Annotated in this window: 14 protein-coding genes, 2 tRNA genes and 3 rRNA genes; all 19 read left to right on the top strand. The window is 58.9% G+C overall.

Annotated elements, in window-relative coordinates:
• The first annotated feature begins 63 nt into the window (after window positions 1–63).
• A complete protein-coding gene (gene ilvY / locus IPF49_20810; GenBank protein ID MBK6290030.1) occupies window positions 64–960 on the top strand; it encodes an HTH-type transcriptional activator IlvY in 897 nt (298 codons plus the stop codon).
• 165 nt (window positions 961–1,125) lie between these two features.
• The gene (gene pssA / locus IPF49_20805; GenBank protein MBK6290029.1) at window positions 1,126–1,854 is read left to right on the top strand and encodes a CDP-diacylglycerol--serine O-phosphatidyltransferase; all 729 of its coding nucleotides are present in this window, start codon (window positions 1,126–1,128) and stop codon (window positions 1,852–1,854) included.
• A 345-nt stretch (window positions 1,855–2,199) separates the two neighbouring features.
• A 16S ribosomal RNA gene (locus IPF49_20800) occupies window positions 2,200–3,641 on the top strand.
• A 63-nt stretch (window positions 3,642–3,704) separates the two neighbouring features.
• Window positions 3,705–3,781, top strand: a tRNA-Ile gene (locus IPF49_20795).
• A 71-nt stretch (window positions 3,782–3,852) separates the two neighbouring features.
• A tRNA-Ala gene (locus IPF49_20790) sits at window positions 3,853–3,928 on the top strand.
• Between the two features lie 273 nt (window positions 3,929–4,201).
• A 23S ribosomal RNA gene (locus tag IPF49_20785) occupies window positions 4,202–7,225 on the top strand.
• A 105-nt stretch (window positions 7,226–7,330) separates the two neighbouring features.
• A 5S ribosomal RNA gene (rrf, locus tag IPF49_20780) occupies window positions 7,331–7,446 on the top strand.
• The 16S, 23S and 5S rRNA genes sit together here with 2 tRNA genes alongside, the layout of an rRNA operon.
• A gap of 371 nt (window positions 7,447–7,817) precedes the next feature.
• The gene (locus tag IPF49_20775; GenBank protein MBK6290028.1) at window positions 7,818–9,332 is read left to right on the top strand and encodes a GMC family oxidoreductase; all 1,515 of its coding nucleotides are present in this window, start codon (window positions 7,818–7,820) and stop codon (window positions 9,330–9,332) included.
• A gap of 204 nt (window positions 9,333–9,536) precedes the next feature.
• The gene (locus IPF49_20770; protein MBK6290027.1) at window positions 9,537–10,292 is read left to right on the top strand and encodes an SDR family NAD(P)-dependent oxidoreductase; all 756 of its coding nucleotides are present in this window, start codon (window positions 9,537–9,539) and stop codon (window positions 10,290–10,292) included.
• Window positions 10,293–10,603: 311 nt separating this feature from the next.
• Window positions 10,604–12,301: a glycosyltransferase family 4 protein gene (locus IPF49_20765; GenBank protein MBK6290026.1), complete on the top strand. Its 1,698-nt coding sequence runs from the start codon at window positions 10,604–10,606 to the stop codon at window positions 12,299–12,301.
• The gene (locus IPF49_20760; GenBank protein ID MBK6290025.1) at window positions 12,298–13,164 is read left to right on the top strand and encodes a glycosyltransferase; all 867 of its coding nucleotides are present in this window, start codon (window positions 12,298–12,300) and stop codon (window positions 13,162–13,164) included. The genes IPF49_20765 and IPF49_20760 overlap by 4 nt, the downstream gene beginning before the upstream one ends.
• On the top strand, window positions 13,148–14,314 hold the full coding sequence (locus tag IPF49_20755; protein MBK6290024.1) for a glycosyltransferase family 4 protein: 1,167 nt from the start codon (window positions 13,148–13,150) through the stop codon (window positions 14,312–14,314). The genes IPF49_20760 and IPF49_20755 overlap by 17 nt, the downstream gene beginning before the upstream one ends.
• The gene (locus IPF49_20750; GenBank protein ID MBK6290023.1) at window positions 14,299–15,312 is read left to right on the top strand and encodes a GDP-mannose 4,6-dehydratase; all 1,014 of its coding nucleotides are present in this window, start codon (window positions 14,299–14,301) and stop codon (window positions 15,310–15,312) included. Before IPF49_20755 ends, IPF49_20750 begins: the two co-directional genes overlap by 16 nt.
• 37 nt (window positions 15,313–15,349) lie before the next feature.
• Entirely contained in the window at window positions 15,350–16,432 is a 1,083-nt protein-coding gene (gmd, locus tag IPF49_20745) for a GDP-mannose 4,6-dehydratase (protein ID MBK6290022.1), read from the top strand.
• Window positions 16,433–16,449: 17 nt separating this feature from the next.
• Window positions 16,450–17,367: a GDP-L-fucose synthase gene (locus IPF49_20740; protein ID MBK6290021.1), complete on the top strand. Its 918-nt coding sequence runs from the start codon at window positions 16,450–16,452 to the stop codon at window positions 17,365–17,367.
• Complete coding sequence (locus IPF49_20735) at window positions 17,364–18,119, top strand: glycosyltransferase (GenBank protein ID MBK6290020.1); 756 nt, start codon at window positions 17,364–17,366, stop codon at window positions 18,117–18,119. The genes IPF49_20740 and IPF49_20735 overlap by 4 nt, the downstream gene beginning before the upstream one ends.
• 127 nt (window positions 18,120–18,246) lie before the next feature.
• Window positions 18,247–19,380 carry a glycosyltransferase gene (locus IPF49_20730; GenBank protein ID MBK6290019.1) on the top strand — a complete coding sequence of 378 codons (1,134 nt, stop codon included), beginning with the start codon at window positions 18,247–18,249 and terminating at the stop codon, window positions 19,378–19,380.
• Between the two features lie 76 nt (window positions 19,381–19,456).
• Complete coding sequence (locus IPF49_20725; protein MBK6290018.1) at window positions 19,457–20,254, top strand: ABC transporter permease; 798 nt, start codon at window positions 19,457–19,459, stop codon at window positions 20,252–20,254.
• Between the two features lie 2 nt (window positions 20,255–20,256).
• Window positions 20,257–21,489 (top strand): ABC transporter ATP-binding protein, encoded by a 1,233-nt coding sequence (locus IPF49_20720; GenBank protein ID MBK6290017.1) that lies wholly within the window; start codon window positions 20,257–20,259, stop codon window positions 21,487–21,489.
• The last annotated feature ends 1 nt before the right edge of the window (window position 21,490 follow it).

Below are 21,490 nucleotides of genomic sequence, written 5' to 3'. Positions count from 1 at the left end.
GCCCGGTGATGTATTGCGTAAAGTGATATATTGGAAATGTGATGATGCATGAAATGCAACGATATGGATATTCATTCCCTGAAGGTTTTCGTCGCTCTTGCCGGCACCCTGCATTTCGGACGCGCCGCGGCGCAATGTCACCTGTCGGCGTCTGCATTGAGTCGCAGCATCCAGCGGCTGGAACAGGAACTCGGCTGCAGGCTGTTCGAACGCAACAACCGCGAGGTGCGCCTGACGCAGCAGGGGCGTGTGCTGCAGGCGCAGGCGGAAGACCTGATCGAGCGCCTGCGGGCGCTGCAGCGCAAACTGGACGATCAGTCCGCGGAACTGCGTGGTGCCGTCAGTCTCTATTGCTCGGTCACGGCGAGCTACAGCCTGCTCGCCGGTTTGCTGCCGGAGTTCCGCGAGCATTACCCAAGTGTGGAGATAAGGGTGCATACCGGTGACGAGGCCAGTGCCCTGGGGCGGATAATGCAAGGCTTGGAGGACGTTGCAATTGCCGCGAGACCGGAAAAACTGCCAGCGCGGATCGCGTTCCTGGAGTTGATCAGCACGCCGCTGGTATTCATAGCGCAGGCTTCGCTGGCAGCCAGAGGGGATCTGCTGCCGGTGTCCGCGCGGCCTGCCTGGGCTGGATTACCGCTGATCCTGCAGGAGTCCGGCCTGGCACGCGAGCATGTGGACCGGTGGTTCGGTGCACAGGGAATCGAGCCGCATGTATATGCGGAGGTGTCCGGCAACGAGGCGATTGTCGGGATGGTGGCGCTTGGCTGCGGCCTGGGGGTCGTACCCTTGCTGGTGCTGAAGTCGAGCCCGTTTCGCGACAGCGTGCGCGTACTCGAGGTGATGCCGCAGTTGCCCGGCTTTCGCATCGGCCTGTGCTGTTTGAAGCAGGCTCTCGGAAATCCTCTGGTGGCGGCGCTGTGGAAGCTCGCCGGTGAAAGGGGGCGGCGCGGCTGACACTGTCGGTTGCAGTGCTCTATAGTACGGTCGGACATATTTCGGGAGAGTCAGGTGGAGCAGGACAGGGAGCAGCAGGAAGGAGACCGGTCCGGAGAAGTCGAGCTCGGCTTGCCGGTCGACGAGCACGAGGAAGAAGTGTCCGTGGGCGGACAGAAAGTCCGCATGCGTGGCGTTTATCTGCTGCCGAATCTGCTGACCACGGGTGCGCTGTTCGCGGGGTTCTACGCAATAGTTGCCGGCATGAACGGGCAATTCGAAGCAGCGTCCATCGCGATTTTCGTGGCCATGTTTTTCGATGGGCTGGATGGACGGGTCGCTCGCCTCACCAATACCCAGAGTGCCTTCGGAGTGCAGTACGACAGCCTGTCGGATATGGTTTCGTTCGGCGTTGCGCCGGCCCTGGTGAGTTTCAGCTGGGCGCTTTCCTCGATGGGGAAATTCGGCTGGGCCGCTACGTTCATCTATGTTGCCGGAGCGGCGTTGCGTCTGGCGCGATTCAATACCCAGGCAGGCACCACCGACAACAGTTTTTTTCGCGGGCTTGCCAGCCCCGCTGCCGCTGCGCTGCTGGCGTCGCTGGTATGGTCGTGCAGCGACCCGGAGCTCGGCCTGATCGGGGACGACATCCCGGTGGCAGTGAAGTTCATTGTCGCGCTGGTAACCGCCGGAGCGGGTCTGCTGATGGTCAGCAATTTTCGCTATTACAGCTTCAAGAAATTCGATCTGAAGAAGCGCGTACCGTTCGCGCTGATGCTGGTGCTGGTATTGGTGGTGGGTGTCGTGACGATCGATCCGCCGCGAATCCTCTTGCTGATTGCGATCAGCTATGCGTTGTCCGGGCCGGGGCAGCTTCTTTGGCAGCGATTGCAGGGGCGCCGTCTTTCCTCCTGAACTTGTCAAGGCGAATGGCGAAATTCGCCGGTGTGAAAATTTACTGGTGCATTGCTGTATTCGCGCTTGCCATGCGGAGTTCGATCCCTATAATGCGCGTTCCCTGACGACAGGTCAGGGATAAAGGTGGCTTCCGAGCGAGGCTGCGGTTGTTTAAGAAATCAACGATCAAGCAATTTGTGTGGGCGCTTGTGTTGGGGGGTTTCGGTGAAGAGACCATCGGCGCAAGTGACCTGTGTAGATTCATTTGTATACAGTTGTTCTTGTTGCTGAGCCGGGTTTTGAGTGATTGTCCGGGTTTTTGGATAAACGCTCCCTCTTGCTGAAAGGCAGAGGCTAAAGATTGAACTGAAGAGTTTGATCATGGCTCAGATTGAACGCTGGCGGCAGGCCTAACACATGCAAGTCGAACGCGAAAGTCACTTCGGTGGCGAGTAGAGTGGCGGACGGGTGAGTAACGCGTAGGAATCTGCCCTGTAGTGGGGGATAACCCGGGGAAACTCGGGCTAATACCGCATACGCCCTACGGGGAAAGCGGGGGATCCTTCGGGACCTCGCGCTATAGGAAGAGCCTGCGTCGGATTAGCTAGTTGGTAGGGTAAAGGCCTACCAAGGCGACGATCCGTAGCTGGTCTGAGAGGATGATCAGCCACACCGGAACTGAGACACGGTCCGGACTCCTACGGGAGGCAGCAGTGGGGAATATTGCGCAATGGGCGAAAGCCTGACGCAGCCATGCCGCGTGTGTGAAGAAGGCCTTCGGGTTGTAAAGCACTTTCAGTGGGGAGGAAAGAGCCCAGGCTAATACCCTGGGTCGTTGACGCTACCCACAGAAGAAGCACCGGCTAATTCCGTGCCAGCAGCCGCGGTAATACGGAAGGTGCGAGCGTTAATCGGAATTACTGGGCGTAAAGCGCGCGTAGGCGGCTTGGTAAGTCGGATGTGAAAGCCCCGGGCTCAACCTGGGAACTGCATTCGATACTGTTAAGCTGGAGTACGATAGAGGACGAAAGCGTGGGGAGCAAACAGGATTAGATACCCTGGTAGTCCACGCTGTAAACGATGTCTGCTAGCCGTTGGGATCCTTGAGGTCTCGGTGGCGCAGCTAACGCGATAAGCAGACCGCCTGGGGAGTACGGCCGCAAGGTTAAAACTCAAATGAATTGACGGGGGGCCCGCACAAGCGGTGGAGCATGTGGTTTAATTCGATGCAACGCGAAGAACCTTACCAGGTCTTGACATCCAGAGAACTTTCCAGAGATGGATGGGTGCCTTCGGGAACTCTGAGACAGGTGCTGCATGGCTGTCGTCAGCTCGTGTCGTGAGATGTTGGGTTAAGTCCCGTAACGAGCGCAACCCTTGTCCTTAGTTGCTAGCGATTCGGTCGAGCACTCTAGGGAGACTGCCGGTGACAAACCGGAGGAAGGTGGGGACGACGTCAAGTCATCATGGCCCTTACGACCTGGGCTACACACGTGCTACAATGGCCGGTACAAAGGGCGGCGAAACCGCGAGGTGGAGCGAATCCTTTAAAACCGGTCGTAGTCCGGATCGGAGTCTGCAACTCGACTCCGTGAAGTCGGAATCGCTAGTAATCGTGAATCAGCACGTCACGGTGAATACGTTCCCGGGCCTTGTACACACCGCCCGTCACACCATGGGAGTTGGCTGCACCAGAAGTAGGTAGCTTAACCGCAAGGAGAGCGCTTACCACGGTGTGGTCAATGACTGGGGTGAAGTCGTAACAAGGTAGCCGTAGGGGAACCTGCGGCTGGATCACCTCCTTAAACGCTGAGCCGCACCCGCTGGCGCAAGCGTCCACACCAATTGCTTGATCGATGAGACTACAGGGGTCTGTAGCTCAGGTGGTTAGAGCGCACCCCTGATAAGGGTGAGGTCGGTGGTTCGAGTCCACCCAGACCCACCAACTAGGGGCAAGAGGCAAGAGGCAAGAGGTTCTCTTTCTTGATGCTTGCTTCTTGATTCTGGCTTCTTGACGGGGCTGTAGCTCAGCTGGGAGAGCGCCTGCCTTGCACGCAGGAGGTCAGCGGTTCGATCCCGCTCAGCTCCACCAACCAGAGGGTGGCGATGTGAATGCAGACCGAAGCGACCCGGCGCGGGTGGCTTCGGTCTGGGTTACACACCTGGAGAGTTCTTTAAAAAGGTGGAAGTGTGATAGCGAAGATTGCGGAAGTGTGATGCTTCTGTAATCGGTAGTTGTATGTGTGTGGTACACACACGTACGGCGAGTCAAGCGTAATATCCGGTGAGAGGTGCTGCGAGCGTGGTCGCACGTGGCACCGAATGAGTATTTGCAGCTGTATAGCGGACGATTGTTTCGGTATATGGTCAAGCGAATAAGCGCACACGGTGGATGCCTTGGCAGCTGGAGGCGATGAAGGACGTTGGAGCCTGCGAAAAGCTTCGGGGAGTCGGCAACCAGACTTTGATCCGGAGATATCCGAATGGGGAAACCCACTGGCATAAGCCAGTATTCCTGGACTGAATACATAGGACCAGGGAGGCGAACGCGGGGAACTGAAACATCTAAGTACCCGCAGGAAAAGAAATCAACCGAGATTCCCCTAGTAGCGGCGAGCGAACGGGGAAGAGCCCAGCACTTGTATCGCGACACGTCATAGGAGAAGGGCCTGGAAAGGCCGGCCATAGTGGGTGATAGCCCCGTATCCGAAATGGCGTGTCGAGTTGAGTGCGATGAGTAGGTCGGGACACGTGGTATCTTGACTGAACATGGGGGGACCATCCTCCAAGGCTAAATACTCCCAGCTGACCGATAGTGAACCAGTACCGTGAGGGAAAGGCGAAAAGAACCCCGGAGAGGGGAGTGAAATAGATCCTGAAACCGTGTGCGTACAAGCAGTGGGAGCCCGCAAGGGTGACCGCGTACCTTTTGTATAATGGGTCAGCGACTTACTGTCAGTGGCGAGCTTAACCGTCTAGGGGAGGCGTAGGGAAACCGAGTCTTAATAGGGCGTTTCAGTCGCTGGTAGTAGACCCGAAACCGGGCGATCTAGCCATGGACAGGGTGAAGGTTCGGTAACACGGACTGGAGGCCCGAACCGGGATCTGTTGAAAAGATTCGGATGATCTGTGGCTAGGAGTGAAAGGCTAATCAAGCCCGGAGATAGCTGGTTCTCCGCGAAAGCTATTTAGGTAGCGCGTCAGGTGATTACCCTCGGGGTAGAGCACTGTTTCGGCTAGGGGTCATCCCGACTTACCAAACCGTTGCAAACTCCGAATACCGAGGAGTACAGCCTGGCAGACACACGGCGGGTGCTAACGTCCGTCGTGAAGAGGGAAACAACCCAGACCGCCAGCTAAGGTCCCCAATACTGGTTAAGTGGGAAACGATGTGGGAAGGCTCAGACAGCTAGGAGGTTGGCTTAGAAGCAGCCATCCTTTAAAGAAAGCGTAATAGCTCACTAGTCGAGTCGGCCTGCGCGGAAGATTTAACGGGGCTAAACCAGTAACCGAAGCTGCGGGTGCGTGCACTTCACTTAACGCCATCATCCTGGAGCTTGTCCTCGCGCGTGAGCGCGAGGACCAAGCATTCATCACGTTGAGTCGTGATGAAGGGGGTCAATGGGGCGATGCGGTGGTGTTAAGGAAGTGCATGCGCGGTAGCGGAGCGTTCCGTAAGCCTGTGAAGGAGAATCGGGAGGTTCTCTGGAGGTATCGGAAGTGCGAATGCTGACATGAGTAACGACAAGGGAGGTGAAAAACCTCCCCGCCGGAAGACCAAGGGTTCCTGCGCAACGGTAATCGGCGCAGGGTGAGTCGGCCCCTAAGGCGAGGGCGAAAGCCGTAGTCGATGGGAAGTTGGTTAATATTCCAACACCTTTTGTTACTGCGATGGGGGGACGGAGAAGGCTAGGCCAGCGCGGCGTTGGTTGTCCGCGTTCAAGCGAGTAGGGAGATCTCTTAGGTAAATCCGGGGGGTCAATTCCGAGACGCGATAACGAGCTGTCAAGGCTTCGGTCTGACGGTGAAGTGGTTGATGCCATGCTTCCAGGAAAAGCCTCTAAGCTTCAGGTAACAAGGGACCGTACCCCAAACCGACACAGGTGGTCAGGTAGAGAATACCAAGGCGCTTGAGAGAACTCGGGTGAAGGAACTAGGCAAAATGGTACCGTAACTTCGGGAGAAGGTACGCCGCTTGGGGTGATCGGACTTGCTCCGTGAGCTCCGGGCGGTCGAAGTGACCAGGTGGCTGCGACTGTTTATTAAAAACACAGCACTCTGCAAACACGAAAGTGGACGTATAGGGTGTGACGCCTGCCCGGTGCCGGAAGGTTAATTGATGGGGTCAGCCGCAAGGCGAAGCTCTTGATCGAAGCCCCGGTAAACGGCGGCCGTAACTATAACGGTCCTAAGGTAGCGAAATTCCTTGTCGGGTAAGTTCCGACCTGCACGAATGGCGTAACGATGGCCACACTGTCTCCACCCGAGACTCAGTGAAATTGAACTCGCTGTGAAGATGCAGTGTACCCGCGGCTAGACGGAAAGACCCCGTGAACCTTTACTACAGCTTTGCACTGGACTCTGAATCTGTTTGTGTAGGATAGGTGGGAGGCTATGAAGCCGGAACGCTAGTTCTGGTGGAGCCAACCTTGAAATACCACCCTGACATATTTGGGGTTCTAACCCAGGCCCGTTATCCGGGTCGGGGACAGTGTATGGTGGGTAGTTTGACTGGGGCGGTCTCCTCCCAAAGAGTAACGGAGGAGCACGAAGGTACCCTCAGCGTGGTCGGAAATCACGCTTTTGAGTGCAAAGGCATAAGGGTGCTTGACTGCGAGAGCGACGGCTCGAGCAGGTGCGAAAGCAGGTCTTAGTGATCCGGTGGTTCTGAATGGAAGGGCCATCGCTCAACGGATAAAAGGTACTCCGGGGATAACAGGCTGATACCGCCCAAGAGTTCATATCGACGGCGGTGTTTGGCACCTCGATGTCGGCTCATCACATCCTGGGGCTGAAGCCGGTCCCAAGGGTATGGCTGTTCGCCATTTAAAGTGGTACGCGAGCTGGGTTTAGAACGTCGTGAGACAGTTCGGTCCCTATCTGCCGTGGGCGTTGGAGATTTGAGGAAAGCTGCTCCTAGTACGAGAGGACCGGAGTGGACGAACCTCTGGTGTTCGGGTTGTCACGCCAGTGGCATTGCCCGGTAGCTACGTTCGGACGGGATAACCGCTGAAAGCATCTAAGCGGGAAGCCTCTTCCAAGATGAGATCTCCCCGGGGACTCGATCCCCCTGAAGGGTTGTTCAAGACCAGGACGTTGATAGGTGGGGTGTGTAAGCGCTGTGAGGCGTTGAGCTAACCCATACTAATTGCCCGTGCGGCTTGACCATATAACCCAAACGATCAACGACAACTGCGAATACACAACGGATATGAGCTCGACTCGACCGCGCTATCACCCTTCAACCGAATTTGCCGCAAGGCAATCCCGTTTGCCTGGCGACCATAGAGACGTGGAACCACCTGATCCCTTACCGAACTCAGAAGTGAAACGCGTCATCGCCGATGGTAGTGTGGGGTCTCCCCATGTGAGAGTAGGTCATCGCCAGGCACTTAAACAAAAAAGGCTCACCCGTAACGGTGGGCCTTTTTTCATTGTGCGGCGGGGAGATTTTTTGCAGGTCCGCAACGCTGCAAGGAACTCGACAAACTCGCCAGCCGCATTTCATCATTCATCGCGCTCGCCGCAGCGTTCATCTGGTTGGATTGAATGTCAGCAGATCCTGGAATGAATTGGGTGATACACCGACGCAAGCTGATTGCCTTGGCAGTAGCAGTGCCTGGTGTGTGGATGTTCTCGCGGCTCGTTCCACGATGTGGTGTCCTCGACGAATCCCGGATTCGTTCAGACTTCGATTCAGGACGAACGGTTATCGTGAATGGCTGGCTCATGTCCCAGCATGAGGCGGATCAACACGCGCGGTGCTCGAAGTGACCATTGTCAAACCAGATGCTCAGGTGCTGCCAGACTACGATGTGTGCATTTTGGGCGCTGGAATAGCGGGCATCATTGCGGCGCTGGAACTTGCAAAGCAGCGACCGGATTACCGTATTTGCCTTGTCGAAAGCGGTGCAAAAGAGAGAAACCAGATCTACCAGAAATATTGCCAGGGAGAAAACAGAAGTCCGGTGCTGAGTGAAGCCGAGGACCCAGGTATATCTCGCGTTCGCGCTTTGGGTGGCACGAGCCACATATGGGGTGGGTATATTTCTCCCCTCGATACGGAGTCATTTGAGCGCCAGGCTTGGCGACCAAAAAGCGGCTGGCCCATTTCGAAGGAGGATTTGGACCCTTTCTATTTTATTGCATCGTCGTATTTTCAAGTCGATCCTTACTTCGATACTGCCCATTGGCTAGACCAGAGCCATTATTCGGCGAGCTTCAGGGGACATGGACTAACTCAAAAAATCTGGCAGTTCCATGGATTGAATTTCGCATCCATTTATGGCAATGCGCTGGAACTGTCAGCGCAGATTGATGTGTTTGTCGAAACGACCTGCGTCGGACTGCGCTTGGATAGCAACGGTCGTATTGTTCAGGCCAACTGTGCACATAACGGCGCTTTGGTTTCAGTCGCAGCCGGGATATTCGTCGTATCGATGGGCGGGCTCGAGAACGCCCGCTTCTTGCTGAATCAAAAAGCGGAAAATCCGGATTTCCTGCCAGTAACGCACGTTAATGTAGGACGTTACTTCAGTGTTCATCCGGTGTATTTCTGGGGAAAGGTGCTGTTAACCGGAGCTTTGGCAGAATCAAAACTCTACGCCAGAAACTCGATGAAGCCTGTCTCCGGAAGTGGACTGAGTGCGTTTCTCAAGGTTTCCGACGAGATACGGAGGACGCGAAACTGGTTGGACTGTGTTTTCGAAATCGTATTGCCCATGCCACCACAGGAATCGCGCGCGCTGGATCCGGAGATAATTGGTCATCTCACATCCAGGAATCACGTATTGATGCAATTCTTGCTGTTGATCAACGAAATGGAGACGCGCTTTGATAACCATGTCGGATTGACCGATTCTTTGGACGATTTCGGTCAGCGCCGTCTGTATATCGACTTGAGTGTGACCCCGAACGAGATTCGTTCGAGTTACGAGCAGTTGCTGTTTTTCGGTCGGCAACTTGGTTCGAATGATCTTGGCAGGATCTGGCTCGATCAGGATGCAATCAGGAAAACGATGAGCGGGGAGCTGAAATTCTGGGGTGGACATCACCACATGTGTACTACGCGCATGTCACATACCCCAGACGACGGAGTGGTAAACGGCGACTGTCGATTCCACGATCATGAAAATCTGTTCGCGCTCGGTTCCTCGGTATTTACTACCACTGGCTGCGCGAACCCGACTTTTACCATTGGGGCATTGGCAATACGGCTTGCGCACCATTTGGCTGCGAACGAGCGTTTTGCCCCGGCCTCCTTGGCCCCGGTGTAAGATAATCTCTCCACAGAGGGGCGAGACATGGCGCAGAAGAACAGATTGTCGATCGAGAAACGCATCGAGGCGGTGTGGCCGCTGCAGCGGTTTCAGCCAACTCCTGCGTGGGAGTTCAGGCGTGATAGCAGCCACGCCAATCTGCGTGGCAAGTAACTGCGCAGGCGGCCGGTTGACGCTTGGCATTGAATCGACCTGAAATTCATGGGACTCATGCAACTGCGTCAGAAGACAGCGCTGGTATTGGGGGCGACATCGAATCTGGCCAAGGCGATCAGCCGGGAGCTGGCCGTACGCGGTTATGCACTGATCCTGGTGGCGCGCGATCGGGAGCGCGTCCAGCTATTTGCAGACGAGATCGTCCGTGGGGGCGGCGTGGTTCTCCAGTGGCACCAGCTGGATTTTCTCGATGAACCCGCAATGAACAGGGTATTTGCTGACATTTGCGCCCGGGCTCCCGTGGATGTGGCGCTGGTCGCCCAGGGTTTGATGGCCAGCGATCAGGCGTGCAGAGACGAGCCCGGAAAATTCAATCTCATGGTGCAAACCAATCTGACCAGCGCGGCGCTGTGTGCCGAGCGCTGTATTCCGTTGTTCGATTCACGCCGCGGTGGTGACCTGGTGCTGATCTCTTCGATCTCCGGCGATCGCGTACGCGCCAGGAACTATTTCTACGGGGCGACCAAGGCGGGCTTGGACGCCTTTGTCCAGGGGCTGCGCCTGGCTGATTCGGGCAGCGCGGTAAATATTCTCAATCTGAAGCCGGGGCCGCTGGAAATCATGATGGGTGGAGGAATCCGCAAGGGCCTGCTCCAGTCATCGCCAGATGAGGTTGCACGGCTGGCTTGCGACGCACTCGGCAAGGGACGGCATGTGCTCTACGCGCCGCGATACTGGCGATGGCTCATGTGGGTGTTGCGCCGAATGCCGGAGCGTCTGCTGTCCTGGTCCGGGATCTGACATGGGCGGCCGGCTCGCAAAGCACGTCGACAACGGCTGCAGCTACCGCTTGATGTGCCAAGCCAGAAAATTCACGTTTACTGCGGCGCGACGCTCAACCTGCGGTATTCTCGTGCCTTCCGAGATTTGCATGCTCTACGACTCAACCGGTTTTCCATGATTGTTTCGATGCCTGATTCCATCGTCCGGCGATTGCAGACAAACCAGCCGTTTCTTCATTGGGTGGTCGGCACGGCCGACGGCGACACGCGACCGTTGTTGGTGCGCGGCGGAGAAGAGTCGCTTTGTGGCGCAGCCCGGTCCCGATGGTAATGCAGAAGCAGGTGCTGCCGTTATGCTCCGGAATCCGGCGCGGCGACGGGCAGTCGCCCCTCGAGAATGAAGCCGTGATTGCGGTCGATGTCACGCCGTTGCTTCCTGGCGGCGGAAATGGCGGTGCCAAGGTGTTCGTCTGCGAGCTGTTGCCGGAGCTTGGGCGGCTCGCGCCGTGCTGGAAGTTCGTGTTGCTCACCCGGGCCGAGTCACACGGTGAACTGGCGGGGCTCGACGCTTCCAATATCGAGCGTCTGCAAGTGTTGGAACAGTCCCGGGGCGTCGTTGCCGACTCTCTGGTATTCAAGGCCTGGAAACGGTTGTTACCCTATCTTCCAACCAGAGTTAAGCATCTTGTAGTCCGCATGGGCGCTTGCCTGCGCCGGAGACAAAAGCGGCCGCACGGGCGCAGCCTGCTGCGCGAATCGGGTGCGGACCTTCTATTCTGTCCCTTTGGAGCAACAGTCTACGCGGTGCCGGGTGTCCCTGCGGTGAGTACCATCCACGACCTTCAATACAAATCCTACCCGCAGTTTTTTGCTGCCGAGGAGGTGGCACACCGTGATTACGCGTTCGTCACCGCCTGCCGGGAGGCAACCAGACTCGTGGCAATATCGGAATACACGCGTCGATCGGCGATTCATCATGGGAAGCTCGGAGAGCATCGCATCCGGACGATTCCCCATCGTCTCGCCCGAAGGCTCGGTGACGCGGCCAGCGGGGATCCCTCGCTGTTGTTGCGGCTCGGCCTGGGCGGCACGCGTTATCTGGTGTACCCGGCCAACTTCTGGAAGCACAAGAACCATGAATTGCTGCTGACAGCGTTCGGTGTGGCGGCGTCGGGCGCATTACCCGCCGACGTTCGTCTGGTCTGTACGGGTGCCGCGGGGGATCGATGCGATTTCCTGATGAATGCGGCACGCACCATGGGCTTGCAGGAGCGAATTCTGTTTCCCGGCTATTTGAGCACCGCGGAGCTGGCGGCATTGATGCGCGGCAGCCTGGGTATGGTTTTTCCCTCGCTGTACGAAGGGTTCGGCCTGCCGGTACTCGAGGCCATGGACGCGGGTGTTCCGGTGGCGTGCAGCAATGCCACGTCGCTTCCCGAGGTGGCGGCAGGGGCGGCCATACTCTTCGATCCCGGATCGGTTCGGGAAATTGCCGACGCGATCCTGCTGCTGGCGACCGACGCAACGGTCGCCGAAGACCTGGTGAGGGCGGGTCGATTGCGCGCTGCCGGCTATTCGGACACGCGGCAGATGGCTAATGACTATCTGGTGTGTTTTGGCGAAGCCATGTCACTGGGGCGAACCGCGAGTCAACTCGTTGGAGTGTACGCTGACAATTGGGTCGGCAACGAACTGGAACTTGATGTGGTCGCACCCGGCGAGAATGTGCAATTGCGCATGGAGTTGGTGGTTCCTGACTGGATTCCCCACAAGAGCGTGGATGTGGAATTGCGTGTCCGTAGTGGCATGAGCCACGCGAGGCATATCCGCCTTCGACGCGGGGAGTCCCGGCTATGGAGCGTTCCGGTGAGTGATGGGCTGCTCGATGTGTGTCTGAAGCCCTCGTTCGTTCCGGCTCTCTGTGGTCATGGAGAGGATCCGCGCGAACTCACATTGAAGCTGAAACACTGTTCCGTACGCCGCGACGATGGTGACGGCGACCTTCTGTGGGGAGAATCACAAGGGTGAAAGTCAGTATCGTCACGCCTTCGTTCAACCAGGGCCGGTTCATCGAACGAACCCTGGTGAGCGTGGCCCACCAGGATATCGACGGTCTGGAACATCTGGTAATGGATGGTGGCAGCAAGGACGAGACGGTGCGGGTTCTGCGCGATTTTGATCCTCCGGTGCGCTGGCGGTCCGAGCCGGATCGCGGACAGACTGATGCGCTCAACAAGGGCCTGCGCGAAGCGGCAGGCGAGATCATCGGCTGGCTGAATTCCGATGATGTCTATTATCCGGGAGCAATAAAACGCGTGCTCGAAGTATTCGAGGAGCACCCGGAAGTCGATGTCGTCTACGGGATGGCGGATCACATCGACGAGAATGACCGGGCATTCGAGGCCTATCCGACCGAGCCGTGGGATCTGACGCGCCTGCAGGATACCTGCTTCATTTGCCAGCCCGCGCTGTTCATGCGGCGCAGCGTACTGGAGAGATACGGGTATCCCGATGACAATCTGCACTATTGCATGGACTACGAGTACTGGATGCGGCTCGGGTTGCAAGGGGCAAGATTCCACTATCTCGAGAGCAAGCTGGCGGGCTCGCGCATGTACGGCGAGAACAAGACGCTCGGCGCACGGGTCGCGGTGCATCGCGAGATCAACAGTGTCATGAAACGGCTGCTCGGCCGGGTACCCGATCGCTGGCTCTTCAATTACGCTCACGCGGTGGTGGAGCCGCGCATCGACAGAACCCGGCGCCCGCGGCTGTTCCTGCTGTGTCTGGCGTGGCATGCCTGCGCGACCTCGCTGCGCTGGAACCGGAGTGTGAGCCGGGGAATGCGCGCTTCGATGGTGGAGTGGAGTCGGCATGCATATCGGGTTTGATGTGTCGCAGACCGGCAGCAGCAAGGCCGGTTGCGGCTATTACGCGCATGCGCTCGCCCGCGCCCTTCTCGACCACGGGGCCGATCACCGCTGGTCGTTTTATCCGGACTTTGGCGACTTCTACTTCGATGCGCGCATGCCGATGGTCAATCCCTACGCGTCGGCGCGCAGCAGCTACGGACCGCGGCACCTCACACGCGAGGCGGCGGCACGGTTCTGGAACTCGGATGAACTGGAGACAGCGCTCGGCGCGCCACAGATCGTGCATGCCAATAATTTCTGGTGCCCGCTGCAACTGCATTCGAGCCGTCTCGTCTACACGCTTTACGATCTGGGGTTTCTGCTGACCCCCGCCTGGAGTACCGAGGAGAATCGCGTGGGTTGCTTTGATGGCGTGTTTCGTGCCTCGCTGGCGGCTGACTGGATCGTGGCGATTTCGCAGGCATCGCGTGATCACTATCTCGCCACTTTTCCGCATTTTCCGGCGGATCGGATCCGCGTGATACCTCCCTGCTCGCGCTTTGTCGACGAGGTGCCAGCCGCCCAGCGTCCGGCGGCCCTGCAGGGCGTTGCGGAAGGAGGATTCTGGCTGTGTGTGGGCACCATCGAGCCGCGCAAGAATCAGCGCCGGCTGGTGGATGCCTATTGCGAGTACCTTGGGCGCGGAGGCCCGCCGATGCCACTGGTGTTTGCCGGGGGCGCGGGCTGGCGCATGGATGATTTCCCGCGTTACCTGGAGGAGCGCGGGGTTGCGGGCCGAGTGATCCTGACGGGCTATGTCTCGGATCAGGAACTGGTATGGCTCTACCGGCATTGTCACGCGAACCTGTACCCCTCGCTGTTCGAAGGTTTCGGCTTGCCGATACTCGAGGGAATGCAGTTTGGCGCGCCTTCGCTGGTTGCGGATAATTCATCGTTGCCGGAAGTCGCCGGCGAGGCAGCGCAACTGCTGCCCAGTGACGACACGGAGGCCTGGGCCGCGGCAATGCTGCACCTGGCCGGTGATCCTGCACGACGAGAAACCATGGGCCGGAAATCGCGCCTGCAAGCGGCGCGTTTCGACTGGCGCAAGGGAGCGGGTGATCTTCTGGCCCTGTACGAGGAGGCGGCTGCTACGCCCAGGAGGAGCGAGTCGTGCCCACGGCATTGATTACCGGAATCACCGGTCAGGACGGATCCTATCTGGCCGAGATGTTGCTCGAAAAGGGATACACGGTATACGGGCTTGCACGGCGCGAGAGCTGGTTCCGCCAGAACAACGCGAGCCATCTTCGCAACAGCATACAGGTGCTGTTTGGCGACATGGCCGAGGGCGTGGATCTCGCCACCGCGGTGCAGGATGCGCGTCCGGACGAGATCTACAATCTTGCCGCGCAATCGCGCCCGGGTGAATCCTGGGCGCGCTCTTCGGAGACGCTGGTCATCAATGGTCTGGCAGCGATCCGGTTGTTCGAGGCTGTGCGTCATGTGCGTCCGGAATGCCGCGTCTACCACGCCTCCTCATCGGAAATGTTCGGCCGCGCGTCGAGCGCTCCGCAAGACGAATCCACGCCGTTCAACCCGCAGAATCCCTATGCGGCCGCCAAGGTGTACGCGCACCATATGGCGCGCATCTACCGGGAAAGCTACGGTTTGTTTATTGCGACGGGCATATTGTTCAACCACGAAAGCGAGCGCAGACCGCTGCATTTCGTGACCCAGAAAATCGCTTATGGCGCTGCGTGCGCTGCCCTGGGTGTCAGGGATTCTCCGGAGCTCAACGAACTCGGCAGCCCTATCGTCGAGAACGGCAAGCTCGCGCTCGGCAATCTGGATATCGAGAGGGACTGGGGGCACGCGCGTGATTTCGTGCGCGCGATGTGGCTGATCCTGCAGCAATCCGAGGCTGCCGACTATGTGGTTGGCACGGGCGTATTGCACACCCTGCGCGATCTCTGCGAACTCGCGTACCGGCACGTGGGGCTGAACTGGCGCGATCACGTGGTCACGAATGCGCAACTGGCGCGTCCGCTGGAGACCGTATGTACTGTCGCGGATCCCGCCCGGGCGCATGCCAGTCTCGGGTGGAGCCCTGCCCTCGGATTCGACGAGATGGTGCAGGACATGGTCAACGCACAGATCCGGCGTTTGCGCGCCGTCATGGAATGAGCCGCACAGTGGCGCGAATCGGGGAGGAAGGGAATTGATGAAAAAGGCGCTGATCACGGGCATTACCGGGCAGGACGGGGCGTACCTGGCCGAGTTGCTGCTGGAGAAGGGTTACGAGGTGCACGGGATCAAGCGGCGCGCCTCGCTGCTCAATACCGATCGTATCGATCATCTCTACCAGGATCCGCATGAAACGGAGCGCAGGATGTTCCTGCATTATGGTGATCTCACGGACGCGACCAATCTGATCCGCGTGATCCAGCAGATCCAGCCCGATGAGATCTACAATCTCGGTGCGATGAGCCATGTCGCGGTGAGCTTTGAAGTCCCGGAGTACACGGCCAACGCCGACGGGCTCGGCACGCTGCGCATTCTGGAAGCGATTCGCCTGCTGGGCCTGGAGAGCAAAACGCGTTTTTACCAGGCATCCAGTTCCGAACTGTACGGACTGGTGCGCGAGGTGCCGCAAAAGGAGACCACGCCATTCTATCCGCGCAGTCCCTATGCGGTTGCCAAGCTCTACGCTTACTGGATCACGGTCAACTACCGCGAAGCCTATGGCATGTATGCCTGCAATGGCATCCTCTTCAATCACGAATCGCCGATCCGCGGCGAGACCTTCGTCACGCGCAAGATCACGCGCGCACTGGCACGTATCAAGCTCGGGCTCCAGGACTGCCTCTACCTCGGCAATCTCGATGCGCTGCGCGATTGGGGGCATGCGCGCGATTATGTCGAGATGCAGTGGCTTATGCTGCAGCAGCAAAGTGCCGAGGATTACGTGATCTCTACCGGAATACAGCACAGTGTCAGGGACTTCGTGAATGCGGCAGCCGCCGAGCTGGGTCTTAGCCTCAATTGGTCGGGTCGCGGAACGGAAGAAACGGGCGCGGACCAGCGCGGCAAGGTCATCGTTCGGGTTGACCCGCGTTATTTCAGGCCAACCGAAGTCGACACCCTGCTTGGCGATTCGACAAAGGCGCGCGAAAAACTGCGCTGGACACCACGGACCAGTTTCAACGATCTGGTGGTGGAAATGATTCGCGAGGATCTGAAGAGTGCCGAGCGTGACGAACTGGTGCGCAAGCACGGGTATTCGACCTACGATCATCACGAGTGAATGCAGTGGACAAAAACATGCGTATTTATGTGGCCGGTCACAGGGGCATGGCAGGCTCGGCGATCGTGCGGCGATTGCAGTCTGCCGGCTTCCAAAACCTGATCCTGCGCTCGCATGCGGAACTCGACCTCGTCGACCAGGCGGCGGTGGAGCGTTTTTTCCGGGACGAGCGCCCGGACCATGTGTTCCTCGCTGCCGCCAGGGTTGGCGGCATACTGGCAAACAACACCTTCCGCGCCGAATTTCTGTACCAGAACATCATGATCGAGAGCAACATAATCCAGGCCGCATGGAGCAGCGGCGTCCGGCACCTGCTGTTTCTCGGCTCCAGCTGCATCTACCCCCGCGATTGCCCGCAGCCAATTCGAGAGGACTATTTGCTGACCGGCCCGTTGGAACATACCAACGAGCCCTATGCGATCGCCAAGATCGCAGGTATCAAGCTTTGCGAGAGCTATAACCGGCAGTACGGCACCCGTTACGTGGCGGCAATGCCGACCAATCTCTACGGTCCCGCTGACAATTATGACCTCGAAACGAGTCATGTTCTGCCTGCGCTGATTCGCAAGGCACACGAGGCAAAGCTGTGCGGAGACAGCGAGTTCGTGGTCTGGGGTTCGGGTCGGCCGCTCCGGGAGTTTCTGTATGTTGACGACATGGCCGATGCCTGCGTGTTCCTGATGGAGCATGAAATCGACGACGGATTGTTCAACATAGGGTGCGGTGCGGATATCAGTATCCGCGAGCTGGCCGAGACGGTCATGGACGTGGTCGGGTTCAGGGGAAATATCGTCTTCGATGCCAGCAAGCCCGATGGTACGCCACGCAAGCTGCTCGACGTCAGTCGCATGGCGGGGCTTGGCTGGCGTGCGTCGACCTCGCTCGAGGCGGGAATTGCGCTTGCCTACCGCGACTTCCTGAACCGCTACGGATGATCGGCACACCCCGGGAGTCGCTGGTAACAGTGGCAGTGCCCTCATTCAATCAGGCGGAATTCCTGGGCGAGGCGCTCGACTCGATATTCATGCAGGATGTTCCGGCCGAGGTATTCGTTGCCGATGGGGGCTCATCTGACGCCTCCGTCAGTATCATCGAGTCGCGAGAAGGGCATTTGGCGGGCTGGAGAAGTCACGCTGACAAGGGGCAATCGGCCGCGATCAACGAATGCATCGATCGCGGGCGGGCACCCTTCGTGTGCTGGCTGAACAGCGACGACCTGTTGTTGCCCGGTGCGCTGCGCACGCTGGTGGATGCACTGCAGGGAAACCCCATGGCGCCGGTCGCATACGGTCAGGCGTGGAATCAACGCCAGCGCGATGGCAGACGCAGCAAGGTGTGGGTTGAATCGTTTGACGAGCGTCGGCTTGCGCTGCGCTGTTTCATTGCGCAACCCGCGACGCTGATACGCCGCAGCGCGTGGGACGCGGTGGGAGGGCTCGATGAGCGACTGCACATGGCAATGGATTATGATTTGTGGTGGCGTCTTTACCGGCATGCAGGCCCGTTTCGTTACGTCGACTCCGTGCTGGCGGTGAACCGCGAGCACGATTGGACGAAAACGCGCAACAACCGCCGGCTTCACTACCGCGAGGCGATGCAGGTGGTGCGCAGGCATTACGGGCGCGTGCCACTCAAGTGGTGGCTCTACCAACCGTATTCCGTCTGGTTCAAGGCGTTGCGCAGATGACCGGCCTCGCCGCGGCCACCATCCGGGAAGGATGCGGGATCCATCGAAACTTGCCTTCGCACAGCCGTTTTTCGCCGTATTCGTGTCCAGTTGCGAAGCGCGGGGCAACAAACCGTGTCGCCAATCGATGATTCGAATCCTGCACGTCTATCGTACCTACTTTCCCGATACCCAGGGTGGGCTCGAGGATGTGATTCGCACGCTTGCCAGCGGGCTTGCGCGCGATCGCTTCGATGTGGTGGTGTTTTGTCCCTCGCGCCAGGTGCGATGTGTGGAGGAAGTCGAGGTCGATGGGGTGCGCGTCTGCCGCGTGCCCGAATTGTTCGAAGTCGCCTCCTGTAACGTGTTCCTGTGCGGACTCGGTGCATTCCGGCGCTGGGCGCGCTGGGCGGACATTGTCCATTACCATTTCCCATGGCCGTTCGCGGATATTCTCCATCTCCTGGTCGCGGGGCACCCGCGCCCGAAGTCGGTGCTCACCTACCATTCCGATATCGTGCGCCAACGCCTGCTCGGGCGCATCTATGCTCCCCTCATGCGCCGATTCCTGCGTTCGGTCGACCGTATCGTCGCGACGTCCGAGCCCTATATGCGTGGCAGTGCGCTGCTCGGCGAGTTCGCGCCAGGGGTGCGCGTCATTCCGATCGGAATAGATGCAGCACGTGTCGAGCGCGCACAGTCCGCGCGGTTGCAAGCGTGGCGTTCGCAGGTGGGGGAAGGCTTCTTTTTCTTTGTCGGCGTGTTGCGCTACTACAAGGGCCTGGAGGTGCTGTTGCACGCGGTGGCGGGCACCGGGCTGCGGGTGGTGATTGCCGGGGACGGTCCCGAGGGGCCGCGGCTGCGCGCCCTTGCCGAGCGGCTCGGTGCCGGGAATGTACAGTTTGCCGGGCGCATCGCGGATGCCGACAAATGGGCGCTGCTCGAGTTGTCCAGGGCCATGGTGTTTCCCTCGAATGTCCGCTCGGAAGCCTATGGAGTGGCGTTGCTCGAAGCCATGGCCTGCGCCCGGCCGGTGATCAGTGTCGATATCGACTCCGGGATGAATTTTGTAAACGTGCCGGGAGAGACCGGATTGTGGGTCGCTCCCGATGACCCTGCTGCTCTGCGCGGCGCCATGCTGCAACTCGAGGGCGACGATGTGTTGTGCAAGAGACTCGGTCTTGCCGGGCGCCAGCGCGTCGCGACCACGCTGAGCGCCCGACGGATGATCGATGCCTACCAGTCGCTGTATTGCGAGCTGCTCGGGGAAGTTGTGGTGTGAAAGTCACATCGGGCGTCGGTGACCGCAATTTTTCGGGCTGTTACAATTCCGGACTTTCGGCGTTTGGAGCAACCGCGTGCTGATGCAACTGGTTCGAGCCGCATGGAGCTTTCGAGGTTTCATCGCGGGCAGCGTCAAGCGCGAGTTCGTCGCGAAATACCGCAGTTCGTTGCTCGGCGCGGGCTGGGCGGTGATCAACCCGCTCGCGATGGTGATCATTTACACGGTGGTGTTTTCGCAGATCATGCAGGCTCGCCTGCCGGGCAGTTCGGGGACCTTCGAGTACGGAATCTATCTCTGTGCCGGAATTTTCGCCTGGAATTTCTTTGCGGAAATCATCCAGCGAAGCATGTCGATGTTCCTCGACAACGCCGGCATGATCAAGAAAATGAATTTTCCCCGCATCTGTCTGCCGGTCATCGTGGTACTCAACGCGGGGATGAATTACGCGATCATATCCGCGCTGTTCCTGCTGCTTCTGCTGGTCCTCGGGAGCTTTCCCGGTGCATTTCTCGTGGCGATGCTGCCGGTTGTCGCCGTGGTGTGCCTGCTGGCGACGAGTCTCGGAATAATCATCGGGGTGCTGAATGTGTTCTTCAGGGATGCGGGGCAGTTGTTCACGATCCTGCTGCAGTTCTGGTTCTGGTTTACCCCCATCGTCTACCCGATATCGATCCTGCCGGAAAGTATCGCGTCCCTGGTCAGGGCCAACCCGCTGACGCCGCTGATCAGCGCGCAACAAGGCATCGCCCTGGGCACCGGGTGGCCCGACTGGTCGAGTCTGGTTTCCCCGTTGCTGCTGGCGATCGTTCTCGCTGCTTTGGCGCTGATGCTGTTCAGGCGGCGTTCGTTTGAAATGGTGGACGAACTATGAGCATCACCGTCGAGGCCCGGAGCGTCGGCAAAGCCTACCGGCATTACCCGAATCACTGGTCGCGGCTTGGAGAGTGGCTGCTGCCTTTCGCGGGCCCCCGGCACCAGCTCACATGGGCGTTGCGCGATGTGAGCTTCGAGGTGGCTGCCGGGGAGGCGCTGGGGATCGTCGGCTTCAACGGCGCAGGCAAGAGCACTCTGCTGAAGATCATCTGTGGTACCACGGGCGCGACGGAAGGTTCGGTCCGCCTGCAGGGGCGAGTGGCGGCATTGCTCGAACTCGGCATGGGGTTCCATCCCGAATTCAGCGGCAGGCAGAACGTGCTGATTGCCGGGCAACTGCTTGGTTTGGGGCGCGCGGAAATCGATGAATTACTGCCGGAAATCGAGGATTTTGCCGAAATAGGCGCGTATTTCGACGAACCCTTGCGCATCTATTCCAGTGGCATGGCGATGCGGCTCGCTTTCAGCCTGGCGACCGCGCGGCGCCCGGAACTCCTGATAGTCGACGAGGCATTGTCGGTAGGGGACGCGTACTTCCAGCACAAGAGTTTTTCGCGGATTCGCCAGTTCCGCGAGCAAGGCACCACACTGCTGATCGTTTCCCATGACCGGCATTCCATACAGTCCCTTTGCAATCGCGCCCTGCTGCTGCATGAAGGGCGACTCCATCAGCAGGGCGAACCTGCGGTGGTCATGGATTACTATCACGCACTGATGGCCGACCGCACCTTTGCCATGATCCGCCGTGAACTGAACGCACAGGGCCTGGAGCAGACCGTATCCGGCACCGGAGAGGCGACGATCGTCTCGGTTACGCTGCAGAATTCCGCGGGCAGGTCGAGCGATGCCGCGAAAGTCGGTGAGCAGGTGTCGATTTGCGTGCGCATCCGCGTGCATGTCGAATTGCCCTCGCTGGTCGTGGGAGTGTTGGTGAAGGATCGGCTGGGACAGGAGATCTTCGGGATAAACAGCCACCGGCTGACCATTCCGATAGGCCATCTCGCGGCTGGTACCGAGCACGTGTTCCGTCTGGGTTTCGTGATGAATATCGGGGAGGGGCACTATTCGGTCTCTGCCGCGCTCACCCGCTCGGACTCGCACATCGACCGCACCTATGAGTGGAGAGATCGGGCGCTGATCTTTCACGTCATGAATGTCGAGTATCCGCGGTTCGTGGGCTGCAACTGGCTGGCGCCCACGGGGAGTTTCGCGAGCGTGGCTGGTGAGCCGTGAC

The organism is Gammaproteobacteria bacterium (assembly GCA_016705365.1).
Classification (GTDB): domain Bacteria; phylum Pseudomonadota; class Gammaproteobacteria; order Pseudomonadales; family UBA5518; genus UBA5518.
This window is presented reverse-complemented; position numbering and strand designations above follow the sequence as displayed.